This window comes from Agarivorans sp. Z349TD_8 (assembly GCF_050870825.2).
In the GTDB taxonomy this organism is placed as follows: Bacteria; Pseudomonadota; Gammaproteobacteria; order Enterobacterales; family Celerinatantimonadaceae; genus Agarivorans.
The window spans coordinates 309298-326945 of record NZ_CP194037.2 but is presented as its reverse complement, the minus strand read 5'-3'; the positions used below and the strand labels follow the sequence as shown (position 1 = coordinate 326945).

The 17648-nt window shown below is 46.2% G+C and carries 17 protein-coding genes; 7 read left to right on the top strand and 10 right to left on the bottom strand.

The features are described from left to right. Positions 1 to 149: 149 nt before the first annotated feature. The 6 genes from ACRRS1_RS01425 to ACRRS1_RS01400 form a co-directional block, all read right to left on the bottom strand. A complete protein-coding gene (locus ACRRS1_RS01425; RefSeq protein WP_432454975.1) occupies positions 150 to 347 on the bottom strand; it encodes a DUF4250 domain-containing protein in 198 nt (65 codons plus the stop codon). A 253-nt stretch (positions 348 to 600) separates the two neighbouring features. Continuing rightward, the gene (locus ACRRS1_RS01420; RefSeq protein ID WP_432464236.1) at positions 601 to 858 is read right to left on the bottom strand and encodes a GrxA family glutaredoxin; all 258 of its coding nucleotides are present in this window, start codon (positions 856 to 858) and stop codon (positions 601 to 603) included. A gap of 323 nt (positions 859 to 1181) precedes the next feature. Further along, positions 1182 to 1601, bottom strand: coding sequence for an Hsp20/alpha crystallin family protein (locus tag ACRRS1_RS01415; RefSeq protein WP_432454977.1), 420 nt, complete (start codon positions 1599 to 1601; stop codon positions 1182 to 1184). A gap of 294 nt (positions 1602 to 1895) precedes the next feature. Further along, the gene (locus tag ACRRS1_RS01410) at positions 1896 to 2021 is read right to left on the bottom strand and encodes a hypothetical protein (RefSeq protein WP_432454978.1); all 126 of its coding nucleotides are present in this window, start codon (positions 2019 to 2021) and stop codon (positions 1896 to 1898) included. Between the two features lie 510 nt (positions 2022 to 2531). After that, positions 2532 to 2693 (bottom strand): hypothetical protein, encoded by a 162-nt coding sequence (locus ACRRS1_RS01405; protein ID WP_432454979.1) that lies wholly within the window; start codon positions 2691 to 2693, stop codon positions 2532 to 2534. A 56-nt stretch (positions 2694 to 2749) separates the two neighbouring features. Then, positions 2750 to 3193, bottom strand: coding sequence for a hypothetical protein (locus tag ACRRS1_RS01400; RefSeq protein ID WP_432454980.1), 444 nt, complete (start codon positions 3191 to 3193; stop codon positions 2750 to 2752). A 400-nt stretch (positions 3194 to 3593) separates the two neighbouring features. Here ACRRS1_RS01400 and ACRRS1_RS01395 point away from each other — a divergent pair, with 400 nt between their 5' ends. Together ACRRS1_RS01395 and pntB are read left to right on the top strand one after the other, a co-directional pair. Continuing rightward, the gene (locus ACRRS1_RS01395) at positions 3594 to 5150 is read left to right on the top strand and encodes a Re/Si-specific NAD(P)(+) transhydrogenase subunit alpha (protein ID WP_432468541.1); all 1557 of its coding nucleotides are present in this window, start codon (positions 3594 to 3596) and stop codon (positions 5148 to 5150) included. Between the two features lie 14 nt (positions 5151 to 5164). Beyond that, on the top strand, positions 5165 to 6562 hold the full coding sequence (gene pntB, locus ACRRS1_RS01390; protein WP_432460676.1) for a Re/Si-specific NAD(P)(+) transhydrogenase subunit beta: 1398 nt from the start codon (positions 5165 to 5167) through the stop codon (positions 6560 to 6562). A 591-nt stretch (positions 6563 to 7153) separates the two neighbouring features. On the opposite strand, the gene ACRRS1_RS01385 is transcribed toward pntB, so the two are convergent. From ACRRS1_RS01385 to ACRRS1_RS01375, 3 genes are all read right to left on the bottom strand, one after another. Beyond that, the gene (locus ACRRS1_RS01385) at positions 7154 to 7468 is read right to left on the bottom strand and encodes a DUF496 family protein (protein WP_432454983.1); all 315 of its coding nucleotides are present in this window, start codon (positions 7466 to 7468) and stop codon (positions 7154 to 7156) included. Positions 7469 to 7714: 246 nt separating this feature from the next. Further along, positions 7715 to 8236, bottom strand: coding sequence for a DUF2058 domain-containing protein (locus ACRRS1_RS01380; protein WP_432464233.1), 522 nt, complete (start codon positions 8234 to 8236; stop codon positions 7715 to 7717). A gap of 124 nt (positions 8237 to 8360) precedes the next feature. Beyond that, complete coding sequence (locus ACRRS1_RS01375; protein ID WP_432468542.1) at positions 8361 to 8594, bottom strand: zinc ribbon domain-containing protein; 234 nt, start codon at positions 8592 to 8594, stop codon at positions 8361 to 8363. Positions 8595 to 8777: 183 nt separating this feature from the next. On the opposite strand from ACRRS1_RS01375, the gene recG reads away from it, so the two are divergent. Then, a complete protein-coding gene (recG, locus tag ACRRS1_RS01370) occupies positions 8778 to 10859 on the top strand; it encodes an ATP-dependent DNA helicase RecG (RefSeq protein ID WP_432454986.1) in 2082 nt (693 codons plus the stop codon). 59 nt (positions 10860 to 10918) lie between these two features. Here recG and glpK read toward each other — a convergent pair whose 3' ends face one another. Further along, on the bottom strand, positions 10919 to 12439 hold the full coding sequence (gene glpK / locus ACRRS1_RS01365; RefSeq protein WP_432454987.1) for a glycerol kinase GlpK: 1521 nt from the start codon (positions 12437 to 12439) through the stop codon (positions 10919 to 10921). Between the two features lie 203 nt (positions 12440 to 12642). On the opposite strand from glpK, the gene ACRRS1_RS01360 reads away from it, so the two are divergent. The 4 genes from ACRRS1_RS01360 (at position 12643) to arnC (ending at position 17646) form a co-directional block, all read left to right on the top strand. Further along, positions 12643 to 13434, top strand: coding sequence for a DeoR/GlpR family transcriptional regulator (locus tag ACRRS1_RS01360; protein WP_432468543.1), 792 nt, complete (start codon positions 12643 to 12645; stop codon positions 13432 to 13434). A gap of 291 nt (positions 13435 to 13725) precedes the next feature. Then, a complete protein-coding gene (gene glpD / locus ACRRS1_RS01355) occupies positions 13726 to 15261 on the top strand; it encodes a glycerol-3-phosphate dehydrogenase (RefSeq protein ID WP_432468544.1) in 1536 nt (511 codons plus the stop codon). Between the two features lie 221 nt (positions 15262 to 15482). Beyond that, complete coding sequence (gene arnB, locus ACRRS1_RS01350) at positions 15483 to 16658, top strand: UDP-4-amino-4-deoxy-L-arabinose aminotransferase (RefSeq protein ID WP_432468545.1); 1176 nt, start codon at positions 15483 to 15485, stop codon at positions 16656 to 16658. Then, complete coding sequence (gene arnC / locus ACRRS1_RS01345; RefSeq protein WP_432464229.1) at positions 16648 to 17646, top strand: undecaprenyl-phosphate 4-deoxy-4-formamido-L-arabinose transferase; 999 nt, start codon at positions 16648 to 16650, stop codon at positions 17644 to 17646. The genes arnB and arnC overlap by 11 nt, the downstream gene beginning before the upstream one ends. Positions 17647 to 17648 lie beyond the last annotated feature (2 nt).

The window sequence follows — 17648 nt, the reverse complement described above, 5'->3', positions numbered from 1 at the left end:
GATTCTCTGCAGTTTCAATCTCCACATCACTCGCCATCGAACTTTAGTTCCAAGAAGGGAAAACAACGATTCAGCGCAGCAGGGCCTTCGAGTCGTCACGGTTAACGACTCAATAGGCTATGGTCCACTAAACCACTCAATGGGACGAATTAAATCGCCTTAAATTGATTACTGATCGCATCATAGTGATAACCAATACTTTCTAAGCGGCGCGACAAAGAGCGCTCCTCACAACCCAAGGTTAAGGTAAGGTCTTCTAAACTATGACATTCCAAACGTAATTTTTCATTCACGATGCCCAACAAAATACTCGCATCTAAGTTAAGCAAATAACTGGCGTCCATCATCGGCTCCTTTTTCGCAACGTACCTCTCTGTTTGAGCTTAGCCAAAAATAAAACAATTGATGCTGAACAAGTAAAAAATTATAGGATTTGAGCGAGAACAAGCGAATAAGAAGGGGCAAACAAGCCCTTAAGCCATGATTAACGAAGCCGACTGTTATTAAATACCGTTCAAAATGATCTGCACCGTGTGTCCATAACAGGCTTATGGCTAACAGCCAGAGTGGCCTCTGGCTTCATCTATTATCAACTTAGCTTTAAAACTCAAACTGTTCGCGCATGAGAGCTTCATATTCATTACAACCGCCAACATGCTTTTCATCAACAAAGATCTGCGGCACGGTTTCTACAGGTTTACCAACCGTTTTTTCTAAGTCTGCTTTAGAAATCCCTTCGGCATGAATATCGATATAACGAAATTTATAATCTTCATGTTTTTCACTAAGTTGTTCAGCAATCTGTTTAGCACGAACACAAAAAGGGCAACCTGGACGACCAAAAATTACAGCAAACATTGTTAAACTCCATGAGAACAAGATGCAATCATACTATAACGGCTCAAACATAAATAAAAATTGTATCTTACTTTTACAGTGATAGGTCACGGCTATCAAAGCAACGATCTCACTTTATGGCAAATACTTAAGGCGAAGAAGTCATTCAAGCTGACGTATATTTGAGCGAGACTAAAATCTAGTGTGCCACTACAAAAAGTACTGCCAACAAAAGCCTCCGTGTAATAAGCCTAGGCCTATATAATTAAACCAAGCACGAGACTTGGTTTAATTTGGGCGTTGGGTAAACACCTATTGGTTAGCGATTAAACGCCAAGGCTAGACTAACGGATCTTGATTTTATGTTTTTCTGCCTCCTCTAATTGGACTTTGGGTGCTCTGAGCATCAATAAACCATTGACTAACTCGGCGCTTATTTGATCTGCCTGAATAGACTTCCCGACATTGATACTGCGACTAAAAAAACCGGAGCGACGTTCCTTACGCAATACGTTATCGACATCAGATTGATGCTGTTCAGCTATCTTCGCTTGGATAGTCAACACACCACCCTCTAAGTCAACATCAATGTCGTCTTTCGCGACGCCGGGTAACTCAGCCACAAACAAATAACTATCATCTTTGTCGATGATATCGACACGCGGTTCAAAAAACCCATCTCGACTATTAAAAAAATCAGACCCGACAAGCTCATTCCAAAAATGGTCAGAATCAAACCAGCGGTCTCTAGGAACGAGTTTCATGTCAACCTCCTTAGTCACACGATTAACAGAACCGATCCATAGTTTAAATCTAGTCCATTACGCTAATTTTAGATAGACCATAGATCTTGCAAAATAGTCAGATTTGATATGCCGCAAGTTGTGCAGAGACAAGGTAACCAAGAGAGAGTAATCGGTACGGTTTATGCCAATGATCCAGAGAGGCGTTCGCTTGCAAACAAGAGATAAAAAAAACCGCTAGGGATTAGCCTAGCGGTTTTTGATGTGAATAGCGTTATATTAAGTCACGAGTTAAAAGGCAACTACCAAAGTAGTTTACTCGGCCGCTTCAACATCTGAGTCGCATTCTTTTGCTTCCATTTCTTCAGTGATGGGCAGGCGGACAAAAAAGCCCTTGCCCGTGGCAAAACAACGCATCGTTGGTTGCTGTTCTTGTTCCATGATGGATATACCTCCTAAAGTTATTACAAGTGTAAAAAGACAAATTTTCGGTTCATTCTTCGTTATTGCCACTTGCGAAAGTAAGGCTAGCTAGTGAATAAAAATTACACAAGAAATAAAATGAAAAGCGCTTCCTTTGCTTATGATTTCTTGATCTAGCTCAGTCTTGCGGGGACTAATCTATAGGTTTTTTTCCAAAATGTGAAGTGCTAATTTAATAGGCTTCAATTTGCCCAAAACCAGCAATAAAAAAATACCCAATAAAAACAAAGCCTTAGAAATACTAGGTAAAGTGTAAATCGACCAGAAACACCCACTCCGGCGGTGCCAAGCACAACGACAGCAAACACTGCGGAAATGAAATCATGATGATAAAAATAAGAACAATTGAATCAATCACTTACTGTGAGAATACAATAAGCAGATGAGGTGTGAATAGATATTCACAAAAATCGTTACTAACAAATAAGACTTTAACAAAGTTCTGCTGTAAGCCCCTAACCAAAAGGGCTAACGCTTTTTCATACGAGTAATATCCATCAGTAACCATAGCGCCAAAATAACCGCTGACACGGAGGCACCATAATTGATATATATTTCGATATAACCCAGTAAAAAACTCACCAAAGGAAGTACAACAACTAGCAATAAGGCCAACAGCAAATAGCCCACAGGATCCCCCTTATTTTTTGTTGCTATTATATCGACTTGGGAATGCGGTAGAAAGCTTATTCGAAATAAGATTTCAACTGTAGTTGGACATAACCATCTTTCCAAACTGTCGTCTCTAAATGCGTTTTGCAAATTGCACATAGCATTCGAGTTGGCAAGCTTAAGTGACCCGATATACGGTTCCCTTTCACTTTAAAGAGCAAATTTTGCTGAGCTTGCCAGCGTACGCCTCCACGCCAACTGGAGCGCCATTGCGGCACTTGTTGGTACTGTAATAAGGCTTTTTGTTGATAATCCTGACTCGGTTCCAAGACTTTATTAGTTCGAAATGCGACCCTTTGTTGCTCTTGTAACCAGTTAATATTGCTAAATAAATCACCAGTAGATGGCGGCTGTTTCAATTGATTTTCGAGACTAAAATCAAACCCAACTTTAGATTGAGCCTGTAAGTTACTCGCCCACAATAATGCCGCTATTAATATCGATAATATAATACCCATAACCAGCTCTCCCCCGTGAATGAAACATTCAACAACTGACTATTCTTATGCGATGCTTAACCAACGACTCATCACCAAGAGGCTAATACCTATACTTAAGAATAGTTGACGCTACTGATTAGTGCTATTTTCATGCCAGCACGCTGCTCGCATTACATTTTCGCAACCTAATGCAACCTCCAGATAACACTCAAGACCTTGTTTGTTACAAAAGAGCGTCTACCATTGGCACTAACTTCAAGTTTTGTGCGAAGTTACTTGACTGTTGGCCCGTAGTTTTCTTTCATATCAGACCAAATGGATAAAATTCACCATTTGGCAATCGCTAACATTTATTCAATAAGTAAAAAGATGTTGTTAAATCGCAACTCTACAAAACAACCATTAGCAGGAACACACTATGCAAATCGGAATACCTAAGGAGATCTTCGACCAGGAGAGCCGGGTAGCCGCCACCCCAAAAACCGTGGAACAGCTATTAAAACTTGGCTTTTCTGTGGCAGTGGAAAGCGGCGCTGGAACAGCAGCCAGCTTTAATGACGAGTCCTATATAGAAGCAGGCGCAGAAATTGTAAGCACAGAGCAAGCTTTTCAAGCTGACTTGGTGTTTAAGGTGAACGCTCCGCTTGATGGCAGTGATAACAGCACCGATGAAATTGCCCTATTAAAGGAAGGCGCAACCTTAGCGAGCTTTGCTTGGCCAGCCCAAAATCCAGAGTTACTTGAGAAATTTAAAGCCGCAAAAGTAAACCTGCTGGCGATGGACATGGTGCCACGGATATCTCGCGCTCAATCTCTTGATGCTCGTAGCTCGTTGGCCAACGTTGATGGTTATCGCGCAGTCATCGAAGCGGCCAACCATTTTGGTCGTTTTTTTACCGGTCAAATCACCGCCGCAGGTAAGGTTCCCCCTGCAAAGGTATTAATTATTGGTGCTGGCGTCGCGGGCTTGGCCGCCATCGGCACAGCAGGTAGTCTAGGAGCGATTGTACGTGCCTTCGACACCCGTCCTGAGGTGAAAGAGCAGATCAATTCGATGGGCGCCGAATTCCTCGAACTTGAATACGAAGAAGAAGACACTGGCAGTGGTGACGGTTACGCTAAAGAAATGAGCGCCGCCTTCATCGAAGCCGAAATGGCCCTATTCCGTGAACAGGCCAAAGACGTAGATATCATCATTACCACGGCTTTAATCCCCGGACGCCCTGCACCAAAACTTATTTTGGCCGACATGGTTGAGTTAATGAAGCCCGGCAGTGTAATTGTCGACTTAGCGGCTGCGACTGGCGGGAACTGTGAATTAACCGAACCCGGTGAAATTGCAGTAAAACACGATGTGACGATCATTGGCCTAACCGATATTTCGCGTCGCCTACCGGCACAAGCTAGCCAGCTATACGGCACCAACTTAGTCAACTTACTCAAGCTATTAAGCCCAGAGAAAAACGGCGAAATTAACATCAACTTCGAAGACGAAGTACTACGTGGTGTGACTTCAGTGAAAGACGGTGAGATTACCTTCCCACCGCCAGCCATTCAAGTCAGCGCTCAACCGAAAGCTGCCGAACCGACTCCCGTAGTCGAAGCAGTTGAAGAGAAACCCAACAAGCCATGGCTTAAGCCATTGATTGCAGCTGCCGGAGCGGCGGCGTTTGCTTGGATAGCCGATGCTGCTCCAAGTGACTTCCTACAACATTTCACGGTATTTATGCTGGCCTGTGTGGTGGGTTACTACGTGGTATGGAATGTAAGCCATGCACTACATACGCCTCTAATGAGTGTCACCAACGCCATTAGCGGTATTATTATTGTGGGTGCCTTGGTGCAAATGAAAGCCGATACCTCATGGGTAGTTTTACTACTTTCAGGCATTGCCATACTGATTGCCAGCATTAATATTGCTGGTGGTTTTACTGTGACTCAGCGGATGCTGAAAATGTTCCGTAAAGACGTCTAAGGAGAAATAGTCACATGTCTCAAGGTATTGTATCAGCCGCTTATTTAGTCGCTGCCTTATTATTTATTTTCAGCCTGGCAGGCCTCAGTAAGCAAGAAACCGCTCAACGCGGCAACATCTTTGGCATCGTAGGGATGGTAATCGCGGTACTCGCGACCCTCGCCAGTACCCAAGTTACCGGTGGAAGTTGGATTATCACCATCGCCATGGCGATTGGTGCGGCCATTGGTATACGCTTAGCGCTTAAAGTTGAAATGACCGAAATGCCAGAGCTGGTTGCCATCTTGCACAGCTTCGTAGGTATGGCTGCGGTATTAGTTGGCTTTTCCAGCGCTATCGACCACAGCTCGTTAATTGACACAGTCACAGGCCTGATCGACCCTGTCGCCAAATCAATCCACGACGTTGAAGTTTTCCTTGGCATTTTCATTGGCGCGGTCACCTTTACCGGTTCAGTGGTTGCCTTTGGTAAACTTCGCGGTTTGATCAGTAGTGCCCCTAAAGCGCTACCAGGCGCACACTGGTTAAACTTAGGCATGATTGTGGTCTCAATCTACCTAGGTAGTATCTTCATGGACTCAGAGTCAATGTGGGCGCTGGTGTTCATGACCCTCATTGCCTTTGTATTTGGTTATAACTTAGTGTCGGCGATTGGTGGTGCAGATATGCCAGTCGTGGTTTCAATGCTCAATTCCTACTCTGGTTGGGCTGCAGCCGCCGCAGGTTTCATGCTCGGCAACGACCTATTAATCGTCACCGGTGCTTTGGTGGGTAGCTCTGGTGCAATCCTGTCTTACATCATGTGTAAGGCGATGAACCGCTCATTTGTGAGCGTGATCTTAGGTGGTTTTGGCACCGAAGGCGGCACCGTGGTTGCCGATGTAGACCAAGGCGAGCATACCGAAGTTCAGGCCGAAGACGTCGCCGAAATGCTGAAAGAAGCCAACGAGGTCATTATTGCTCCAGGTTACGGCATGGCCGTCGCACAAGCACAATATCCGGTGGCTGAAATTACTAAGCAATTACGAGCGAAAGGCATTAAGGTTCGCTTTGCGATCCACCCCGTTGCTGGTCGTTTACCGGGCCATATGAATGTGTTGTTAGCCGAAGCCAAAGTCCCTTACGACATCGTGATGGAAATGGATGAAATTAACGAAGACTTCGCCGCTACCGACGTCGTTTTAGTGATTGGTGCCAACGATACAGTGAATCCTGCTGCGAAGGAGCCTGGTAGCCCAATTGCAGGTATGCCAGTACTGGAAGTATGGGATGCCAAGAAGGTGGTGGTATTTAAACGTTCAATGGCCACCGGTTATGCGGGTGTACAAAATCCATTATTCTTTAAAGAGAACACCGACATGTTGTTTGGGGATGCTAAAGAAACGGTACAGAAGATCCTTTCTCATATCTAAGCAGATAATGTGTTGATGAAACAAAGCCGCTCCTAGAGCGGCTTTTTTGATTGTCAAATCAAACACTGTTCATGATTCAATCATTATCGTTTGGTTTGAAATTATCAGCCAAAGGATTCAAATATTTTACGAAGAAATATCCGATAATTATAAATCTTCGCTAGACAGGAAGCTAAAGGACAGGATTAAGCTTTACTCCGCTAAATTAGAGCAATGCAAAGCGCAACCTATAAGGCCTGATTTTAACACTGATCCAATTCAACTCATCAAGCGAAGGCTTTCACTTCACTCTTTAATCACCATCATGCCCACGGAGTATCGCAGTCAATCAGCGATGAAGTGGAGTACTAGGCAGCAGACGACTTGGGCGTAGCAAGTATCCTTAGGCGCGTTGGTTGATGAGAAACGCAAAATTTAAGGGAATACGGGGTGACCTTTGTTCTGTATGCCAGCAAAGCTCGTGTATCGCCGTCAACGTGAAACCCAAACGCACCATAAGAACTAATGCGAAATAAGCCCCCCAAACCATAACAAAAAAGCTCCCGAGGGAGCTTCCAATCAATCACATCAAGCCAATCACCAAAATAGAACTTATGAGAATTTAGTTTCTTTCAGCTTTTGCGCTAATACACGACGTTCTGTCGACAATTCAGCATTTTTGATCGTATATTCATCCACGCGATCTTCATAGTCGCCACGCATATTTTCAATAATCAATTTAATTTCTTCGACACTCATACCCGCTTGAATGTAGTTACTTAGGTTATCGAGTAACTCAACCCGTTTGCGGTTATCGCGAATTTTTTTGTCCACATCGGCCATTTCACGCTTCAATTTGTTACGTCGACGACTCATAGAAACAAACTCCAAAACCAGCGCTACGTTTTCTACATTTTTGTTTTCCATTACTACTCCTAAGTGGTGAGAATTCACAAATGCACACTCTAAGCTTAACTTACCCGCTTAAGTTTTTTCAGCAACGTTTATTTCAACAAAAGTCTATTCGACTTTAGCTAGATCAAAATAATACCAGTGCAGAATCATCTGATAGGCGGCCCTGATTAACCACACAAACCAGTCCAATGTCGCTACCTGAGCGCAATATCATCCGTTACAAATAAAAATAAAGCTCCTCAAGGCGCTATATTTGGCTTACCACATCAAGTCGTCAGGCACTTGGTAATCGGCGTAAGGATCATCTTCGTCAATCACATCCTGACTAGGATCGTTGATCAGCACCACTACGTTTTCATCACGCTGGGCAACCTTTTCAGCCACGATCGTCGGTACCACTTCGTATGCCTCACCTAAAGTCACAATGGCTAAGCGACCATTACTCAGCTGCTTGCGCAACTCTTCGGTGACAAAAATCTTTTTAATCACTCCGTTGTGAGTAAAGTTATAGCCTTCGTCTCCGCGCTTCCGATCAATCATATTCATTTCGATCAGCTGTTTAATTTGTGCGGCAACCGCTTTTTTTGCTTTTTCAGCATTTTGCTGCTGAGCTAATTCGGCATCCCGTTGCTGTTGTTCTATTTTGACTTGTTCAGCGGCAGCTTTCACTTCTTTAGCCAAAGTGCGTGATTTCTTATTGGTTTTACCGACTTTCTTAGCTTTTTTCTTGTCAACTAAACCTGCTTTAAGCATTTGCTCTTGCAGTGATAATTTGGCCATGAGAACTGAACTACCTTCACTAAGTTGGAATTAAAAATGGCGGTACCGCCGTAGTCCTGAATGATACGCCAAGCCACTTGTAAATTGAACCTTGAAGTCACTTAAACCAAACAAGCTATCGGCTTTAGGCGATCGGCTTAAATTCAACTCTGGCTCTTGATTTCGACTTAAGTTCATTACAAGAGCTAGAATTACAGAAATAACTGGCAGCCCCACAGGCTGCTAGCTTTTCTAACGCTGCGTCACAGTCTGGGCAATAGGCCAGCTTCTGATAATGCAGCTGACAACTTTCGCAATAGTATTGCCCATCCCAGTCCAGCGCTTTCCCACAATCGGGACAGTCATTATTCGCACTCATGATCGACTCCTGTTGAATTTTTCCGTCAATATATAGCATATGCCATTATTGGTAAATATGATCTTGGCAAATATTAAACCACTACAATACTTAAGCGACCAACAAGCAAGTTGAGCAAGCAAGTAATATTCAGGAGAAAATTCATATATACTTCTTACATGATCATATTTACAGTGGTTTCCCGTGGAACTTAGCAGCCTGCCTGTAACGGCCCTGAAAGGTGTTGGCGATAGACTCGCCGAAAAGTTATTACGACTGGAGATTCGTAGCGTCGGTGATTTGCTCACCCATTTACCCCTGCGCTACGAAGATCGCACCCATATTTGGCCTATTCACGACTTATTGCATGGCAGCCATGTTTCTGTTCATGGCGAGATCACTAAAACCGAATTAATCTATGCACGTCGCCGTATGCTCACCTGTCGCATCAATGATGGCAGTGGCAGTATCACCTTACGTTTTTTTAACTTCAATAACGCCCAGCAAGCAGCCATGCAACAGGGTTTATGGATGCGCTGCTTTGGTGAAGTGAAACGCGGCAAGCACGGTTGGGAGATGATTCATCCCGAATACAGCATTGTGAGCGATGTTAGCGCCCCCTTAGTTGAAGAAAAACTCACTCCTGTCTACCCAACCACCGAAGGACTCAAGCAACTCAATCTACGTAAACTTAGCGAGCAGGCCTTCGCCTTACTAGAACAATATCCGCTGGTCGACTGGCTCCCCAGCCACCTGCGCCCGCACGGTTTAGACATTAACCAAGCCTTAAAGCTATTACACCGCCCGGAACCAGATTGCCAACTCAGTCTATTGGAAGAAGGCCGTCATCCGGCCCAGCAACGCTTAATTATAGAGGAATTGGCCGCTCACCAGCTCAGCATGCTTAAGCTACGCCAACAACAGCAACGCCAAGCGGCTATTGCCCTACCCTTGGTGAGCCAACTCGAACAACAATTTCTAAGCGCGCTGCCTTTCAAACCCACTCGGGCCCAGCAGAAGGTCACCGCCGAAATAAAGCAAGATACCCAACAAGCCCATGCGATGATGCGCCTAGTGCAAGGTGATGTGGGTAGTGGTAAAACACTGGTCGCAGCGATGGCAGCCATACAGGCCTTGGGCAATGGCTACCAAGTGGCTCTCATGGCTCCCACCGAAATATTGGCAGAGCAACATGCGCTTAACTTTCAAGGCTGGTTCGAGCCCTTAGGTATTAAGCTGGCCTGGCTCGCTGGAAAACAAAAGGGCAAGGCACGCCAACAAGCACTCGCCGAGATCGCCTCAGGCGAAGCGCAAATGGTGGTGGGCACCCATGCGATTTTCCAAGAACAAGTCCAGTTCCACAAACTGGCTTTGGTGATTATTGATGAGCAACACCGCTTTGGGGTGCATCAACGGATGGCACTACGGGAAAAAGGTGCAGCTATCGAAGGCAGCAATACCCTACCTCACCAGTTAATTATGACCGCCACTCCAATTCCGCGAACTTTAGCGATGACTGCCTATGCCGATTTAGAGCTTTCGATCATCGATGAATTACCGCCGGGGCGGACTCCCATAACCACTGTAGCACTGCCCGATACTCGGCGGGAACAGGTGATTGAGCGAGTCTACCAAGCCTGCCACAAAGATGGTCGTCAAGCCTATTGGGTCTGTACCTTAATTGAAGAATCGGAAGTATTACAGTGTCAAGCTGCCGAAGACACCGCCGAAACCCTACAAAAACAATTACCGGATCTGCGTATTGGGCTGGTACATGGACGAATGAAAGCCCAAGAAAAGCAATGGGTGATGGCGCAATTTAAAAACCACCAACTCGATCTACTCGTCGCAACCACGGTCATTGAAGTCGGTGTCGATGTGCCAAACTCCAGTCTGATGATTATTGAAAACCCAGAACGACTGGGTTTAGCACAATTACATCAACTTCGTGGCCGGGTGGGACGAGGTGAGGTAGAAAGTCACTGCGTATTGATGTACCACAGTCCGCTCTCAAAGACTTCAAGCGCGCGCTTAAGTGTTTTACGCGACAGTACCGATGGCTTCGTGATCGCTCAGCGAGACATGGAATTACGAGGCCCCGGTGAACTACTCGGCACCAAACAAACTGGCCTTGCCGAGTTCAAAATCGCCGACTTAGTCAGAGACCAAGCACTAATTCACGAGGCGCAAAGCCTCGCCAAACAACTACTGCAACAACACAGTGCTAGTGTTACGCCACTCATTAGCCGCTGGTTAGCCGAACGCGAGCAATTTGCCCAAGCCTAACAACAGCCAAACTTACAATCACTGTTCGGACATACCGCACCATGTCCTGAGAATATGCGCTATGCTGGCTGCTCCGCATCTAGATTAGAAAATGAACGACAACTGTCTACTGCCCGCTGCCAGCCTTGATACAACTGCTGACGCTGTTGCGCTTGCATATTCGGCGTAAAGCAACGCTCTGTCGAGTTAATCTCAGCCAAACTCTCAGTGCCATCCCAATAGCCCACCGCTAAACCAGCAAGATAAGCCGCACCTAAAGCGGTTGATTCGATCAATGAGGGGCGTAATACCTCCGTAGCCAACAAATCCGCTTGAAACTGCAATAAGAAATCATTGGCCACGGCACCACCGTCCACTCGCAGTTGTTGTAAACGGATCCCGGCATCGGCCTGCATCGCATCTAATAAATCACGGCTTTGATAGGCGATCGACTCCAGTGCTGCTCGAATTATATGGTTACGATTGGCCCCACGAGTTAAACCGACAATACTGCCACGAGCATGTGGATCCCAATAAGGAGCGCCTAAACCCACAAAGGCAGGCACCAAATAAACGCCATTTGTATCAGCGACCTTAGCAGCAAAATATTCGGTATCGGCGGCTTCGCGGATCAAGCCCAACTCATCACGTAACCACTGAATAGTAGCTCCCCCCATAAAGACACTGCCTTCCAAGGCATAACTCAATTGACCATTCAGGGACATCGCAATGGTGGTGAGCAAACCATGACTCGACTTCACCGGTTTATCACCCGTGTTCATCAACAAGAAGCAACCAGTCCCGTAAGTATTTTTGGCCATTCCTTGGTGCAAACACTGCTGACCAAATAAAGCAGCCTGTTGATCGCCAGCGATCCCGGCGATTGGGATCCGAGTTCCTCCCTTCCCCCCAATATTGGTTTTTCCATAGATCTCGGAACAAGACTTTAGCTCCGGTAACATTTGTCTGGGAATATCAAACAGCGCCAGTAAAGTCTCATCCCACTGTAAGCTATGAATATTAAACAACATGGTACGGGACGCATTGGTCAGATCGGTGGCATGCACTCGCCCACCAGTTAATTTCCAGAGTAACCAAGTATCTACGGTCCCAAACAATAAATCTCCCGCTTCCGCTTTAGCTCTCGCACCAACAACGTTATCGAGGATCCATTTCAACTTTGAAGCAGAGAAGTAAGCGTCTAATACCAAACCGGTATTCTCTTGCACATAGTCTTGCCAGCCTTGCTCTCGTAATTGTTCGCACAATTCGGTGGTTCGGCGACATTGCCAAACAATTGCGTTATACACTGGCTGACCGCTGTGTTTGTCCCAGACAATGGTCGTTTCACGCTGATTGGTAATACCAATCGCGGCGATATGCTCGCTGGTGATGCCAGTTTTGGCCATCACCTCAGTAAGAGCCGCACTTTGGCTAGCCCATATCTCCATTGGATTGTGCTCTACCCAGCCTGGTTTCGGGAAATACTGAGTAAATTCGCGTTGTACACTACCCACAATTTCAGATTGATGATTAAAAATGATCGCCCGAGAACTGGTTGTGCCTTGATCGAGAGCCACGATATAACGTGCCGGTTCCATAAAGACTCCACTATATTGAGGAATTATTTGTATATTATGCTCGAAATCGAACATTAAGCTGATATTTGGCAAGTTTCCGTGACTACGGTTCAATTTACTCGCTACATTTATTGCTAAGTTTTAAGTCAAATAACGCTGCAGTTCCGTCAAAGCCACAAATAAAAGCTAAACTGCATGTTCCTAAGAAAATGAGAGCACGTGTCGTGAAACAAACCCAACGCCACCAGCAAATATTGCAAATATTAAAAACTCAAGGTTTTGTAGCGACCGAGCAATTCGTTGAATCGCTGGCCGTCAGCCCACAAACCATTCGCCGTGATCTGAATAACTTAGCCGAGCAACAACTCATCCATCGCCATCATGGCGGGGCCTCTTTACTCAGTAGCAGCGTCGTGAACGACTCTTACGCCAAGCGAAAAATTAAACAAGCGACAGAAAAACAAAGTATTGCACGTAAACTCGCCGAACAGATCCCCAACGGCGCATCGCTATTTTTAGACATCGGCACCACCTCGGAAACCCTCGCGAAGGCTCTGCTTAAACACCGCGACTTACGCATCATCACCAACAACATTCATGTGGCAAACATATTAATGTCTAAAGATGACTTTCAAGTCATTCTGGCGGGCGGCACTCTGCGCAATAAAGATGGAGGGATTGTTGGCGAAGCCACCACTGACTTCATCCATCAGTTTCGTCTCGACTATGGATTGATCACCGTCAGTGGCATTGATTTAGACGGTTCTTTACTCGATTTTGATTATCATGAGGCACGGGTCACTCAGGCCATCATCGCTTGCTCACGCAAGGTGATCCTTGCTGCAGACCACAGCAAGTTTGGTCGTAATGCGATGATCAACATCGGCAATATCTCCCAAGTAGACCAGTTCTACAGTGACAGAGCAGTGCCACAAGCCATCGCAGATATCTTAAAGCGAGCACAAATACCGTTGGTGCTATGTCCAGACCCGATTAATTTACTTACTGAAACTTAACCCTATTGATGCCCTGCCTACTTTTTCGGCATGGCTTAAATACGGCGCATAAAAGCGCAGCCTATCAGCCATGAAATTCAACTGGAGCAGTCCGCCATCCCCAGAACCTCAATCGCGCAAAGCAAGCGTCTCATCTCACCACTCCCGCTCCGATAGCGCCCAAGCTGTAGCATCTATAAAATTGTTCTTAATTTAATCAATAAATGTCGTTTGTTGATTGTTTTTTAAACTGAATGTGTTCTATTATGTTCGTTAACGAACATAAACGAAAATACATTCAAGAGGCCAGCCATGCCAACTACTGAGCTTGAAAGTCACTATGAGATGATCGTGATTGGCGGAGGCATCAATGGTGTCGGTATCGCCGCAGACGCGGCAGGCCGTGGCCTCAAAGTCGCTTTATTCGAACAAAATGATCTCGCCAGCGCCACCTCTTCAGCCAGCTCGAAGTTAATTCATGGCGGGCTGCGCTATTTAGAATATTACGAGTTTCGCTTAGTAAGCGAAGCATTAAAAGAGCGAGAAGTATTATTAAACATGGCGCCTCACTTAGTTGAGCCGATGCGCTTTCGCCTACCACATCGACCTCATCTTCGCCCTTGGCTATTGATTCGCATGGGTTTATTTCTCTACGATCATCTTGCCAAACGCAGTACTTTAGCAGCGTGTAAGGGCTTGTACTTTGGCCAAGACAGCGTGCTAAAAAACGACATCAGCAAGGGCTTCGAGTATTCCGATTGCTGGGTCGACGATGCCCGCCTAGTGGTTAGTAATGCCCTGTTAGCCAAGCAACAGGGCGCCTATATCGCACCTCGCCACCAAGTCATTTCGGCAAAACGCGAAGCACAGCACTGGCTGGTTGAAGTACTCAACCAGAATACCCATCAACGCCAACAACTTCGCTGTGATAGTCTGGTCAACGCTGCAGGACCTTGGGTACAACAATTCATCGAGCAGGCAATGCACCTCATGCCGCCACGTCGTATTCGTTTGGTCAAGGGCAGCCATATTGTGGTGCCCAAACTTCATGCCCAAAGCCAGTCCTACATCTTACAAAATAGCGATAAACGGATCGTATTTGTAATCCCCTACCAGCAAGACTACTCGCTGATAGGCACCACCGATCTTGAATATCACGGCGATCCCGCCAAAGTGGCAATTTCCACATCAGAAATAAGTTACTTGTGCGATGTGGTAAATCAGCACTTTCAGCAGCAAATTTCCAGCAACGATGTTATCCATAGTTTCTCTGGGGTGCGCCCACTGTGTCAGGATGAATCCGACGACCCCTCTGCGGTCACCCGCGATTACACCTTAGAACTCAGCGAAGCCGAACAAGGTGCGCCACTATTGTCTGTATTTGGCGGTAAGCTCACCACCTATCGTAAACTCGCCGAGGCAGCCTTAGCCTTATTGGCCCCTCGCCTATCAGCGATGGGAGCCCCCTGGACCAGTAAAGCGACCTTACCTGGCGGCAAATTAGAACAACCGCTCGCAGAATTTATCGCACAACAACAAGCGCTCGCGGCAGAGCTCGACCCAGCCTTAATCGAACGTTGGTGTCACCAATTTGGTCGCCAAATTCAAACATTACTTGCGGCGGTAAAACATCATGGTCTAGGCCTACACTTTGGCGGCCAGCTCTACCAAGTTGAAGTAGACTACCTGCAAGCTGAAGAATGGGCCTTCACCGCCGAAGATATTTTATGGCGACGCACCAAACAGGGTTTACAGCTTAATGCTGACCAACAACAGGCTTTAGCGGACTATTTACAAGAGTCTCGAAACGTCCCCTATCACGACCTTAAAAATGTAGTCACACTGTAGTGTTAAAACCCAATAATGCTATAAACAGACGGCCGCACAGGATCGACCTTCTAATCAAGCTGCAAACTTTCTTTTAATTACTTGCTCAGGCTATTGTTTTTAACAAAACAATAGCCTGAGCAAGTCTTTGGCGCTTTCTTTAAGCAGGCTAGGCGGTTAGACTTTCTGCGTTTTAACAGTAATTGTTAAATAAAAATATTAAAACGCTTAGAGAGAAACCGATGGAACAAAAATTTCTACCTCTTTGTCGCCCCGCGATCGAGCAACCAGAAATCGATGCCGTAATTGAGGTATTAAAATCGGGATGGATAACCACTGGCCCCAAAAATGCTGAGCTCGAAAACGTAATCAAAGCCCATACTGGTGCCCAACACGCAGTGGCTTTAAGCAGTGCGACGGCGGGTCTTCATCTGAGCTTAGTCGCTTTAGGGATCGGCCCCGGTGATGAAGTAATAACCCCATCCATGACTTGGGTATCGACGGTGAACCTGATTACCCTCGTCGGAGCAAAACCAGTCTTTGTGGATGTAGATGCCGATACCTTGATGACCACCGCAGAGCGGATCGAGTCCCTTATCACCGATAATACCAAGTTGATCATCCCTGTGCATTATGCTGGCGCCCCCTTAGATTTAGATGCCATTTATGCCTTGGCAGAGCGTTACCAAATCCCATTAATTGAAGATGCTGCTCATGCCATCGGTTGTGAATATAAAGGCCGCCCCATCGGTCAAACAGGACATTGCATCTTTTCCTTACACGCTATTAAAAATGTCACAACAGCGGAGGGTGGGATATTCACCACCAACGATGCGCAGCTGGCAGAACGGATCCGCCGTCTTAAATTTCATGGCCTTGGTGTTGACGCCTTTGATCGCGAGAACCAAGGCCGCGCGCCCCAAGCCGAAGTGATCGAACCCGGCTTCAAATACAACATGCCGGATCTCTGCGCTGTACTTGCCCTCGGACAAATGCAACGTTTAACAAGGATCACTCAACAACGCCAAAAACTGGTCGCCCATTATCGTCAATTGTTAGCTGAGCTGCCCGGCATTCGCCCTCTGCAAGTCCCCGAATATGACCACCAACACTGCTGCCATCTGATGATTATCCGAGTCGAGCCTCATCTTTGTGGCTTTGACCGTGACCAATTAATTAGCCAATTAAAACAACTCAACATCGGCGCTGGCATTCACTTCAAAGCCTGCCATAGCCAGAAATACTATCGAGACCATTACCTGAACCGCTTCGGTGAAATAAACCCTAATCTACAAAATACCGAGTTTAACAGTCAGCGGATCTGCTCCTTACCCCTATTCCCCGATATGCAACGGAGCGATGTCGAACGAGTGGTAAACGCCATCACCCACTTTATTGGAACTTCTAATGAAACATAAGCAAGAGATTCACTTCGTCTCCATCGTGATTCCGGTTTATAACGAAGCCGCAAGTCTACCAGAACTAATTAAGCGCACCTGTGCCGCAGCCGATAGCATGGGCAAGGATTATGAGTTACTACTGATCGATGACGGCAGCAAAGACAACAGCGCCGAACAAATTGAAGCGGCCGCAGCCGAAGAAGGCAGCCACGTGGTGGGCGTCATCCTCAACCGTAATTATGGACAACATAACGCAATTATGGCGGGCTTTGAGCATGTACGCGGTGATCTAATCGTCACACTAGATGCCGACTTACAAAATCCTCCCGAAGAAATTCCTAACTTGGTGGCCAAAGCCGAAGAAGGTTACGATGCGGTAGGGACCGTACGTAAAAATCGTCAAGATAGCCGACTTCGTCGTTACCCCTCGATGCTGATCAACAAAATAGTCAAACGCTCTACTGGCGTAGCCATGAACGACTACGGCTGCATGCTGCGTGCCTATCGCCGACATGTGGTTGATGCAATGTTACAGTGTCACGAACGCAGTACTTTCATTCCCATCTTAGCCAATGGTTTTGCTCGACGCACCGTTGAAATCGACGTAGAGCATAGTGAACGCCAACAGGGAGAGTCGAAGTACAACGTAATGGGCTTAATCAACTTGATGTTTGATTTACTCACTAGTATGACCACCGCACCGTTAAGAATGCTCAGCATTATGGGTGGGGTCATTGCCACCCTCGGCGGATTATTTGGCTTGGTATTGTTATTAATGCGACTTATCTATGGCGCGGAATGGGGCGTAGATGGGGTATTCCCCTTATTTGCACTGCTATTTATTTTTGTCGGGGCACAATTTGTAGGCCTTGGTTTACTGGGTGAATATATCGGCCGGATCTATTCTGATGTGAGAGCCCGACCACGTTACTATGTGCAAGATGTACTACTAGGTGAAGCGACTAAGCAGCCGCGGACCCACAATGAAACTCAAAAAAAACAATAGCA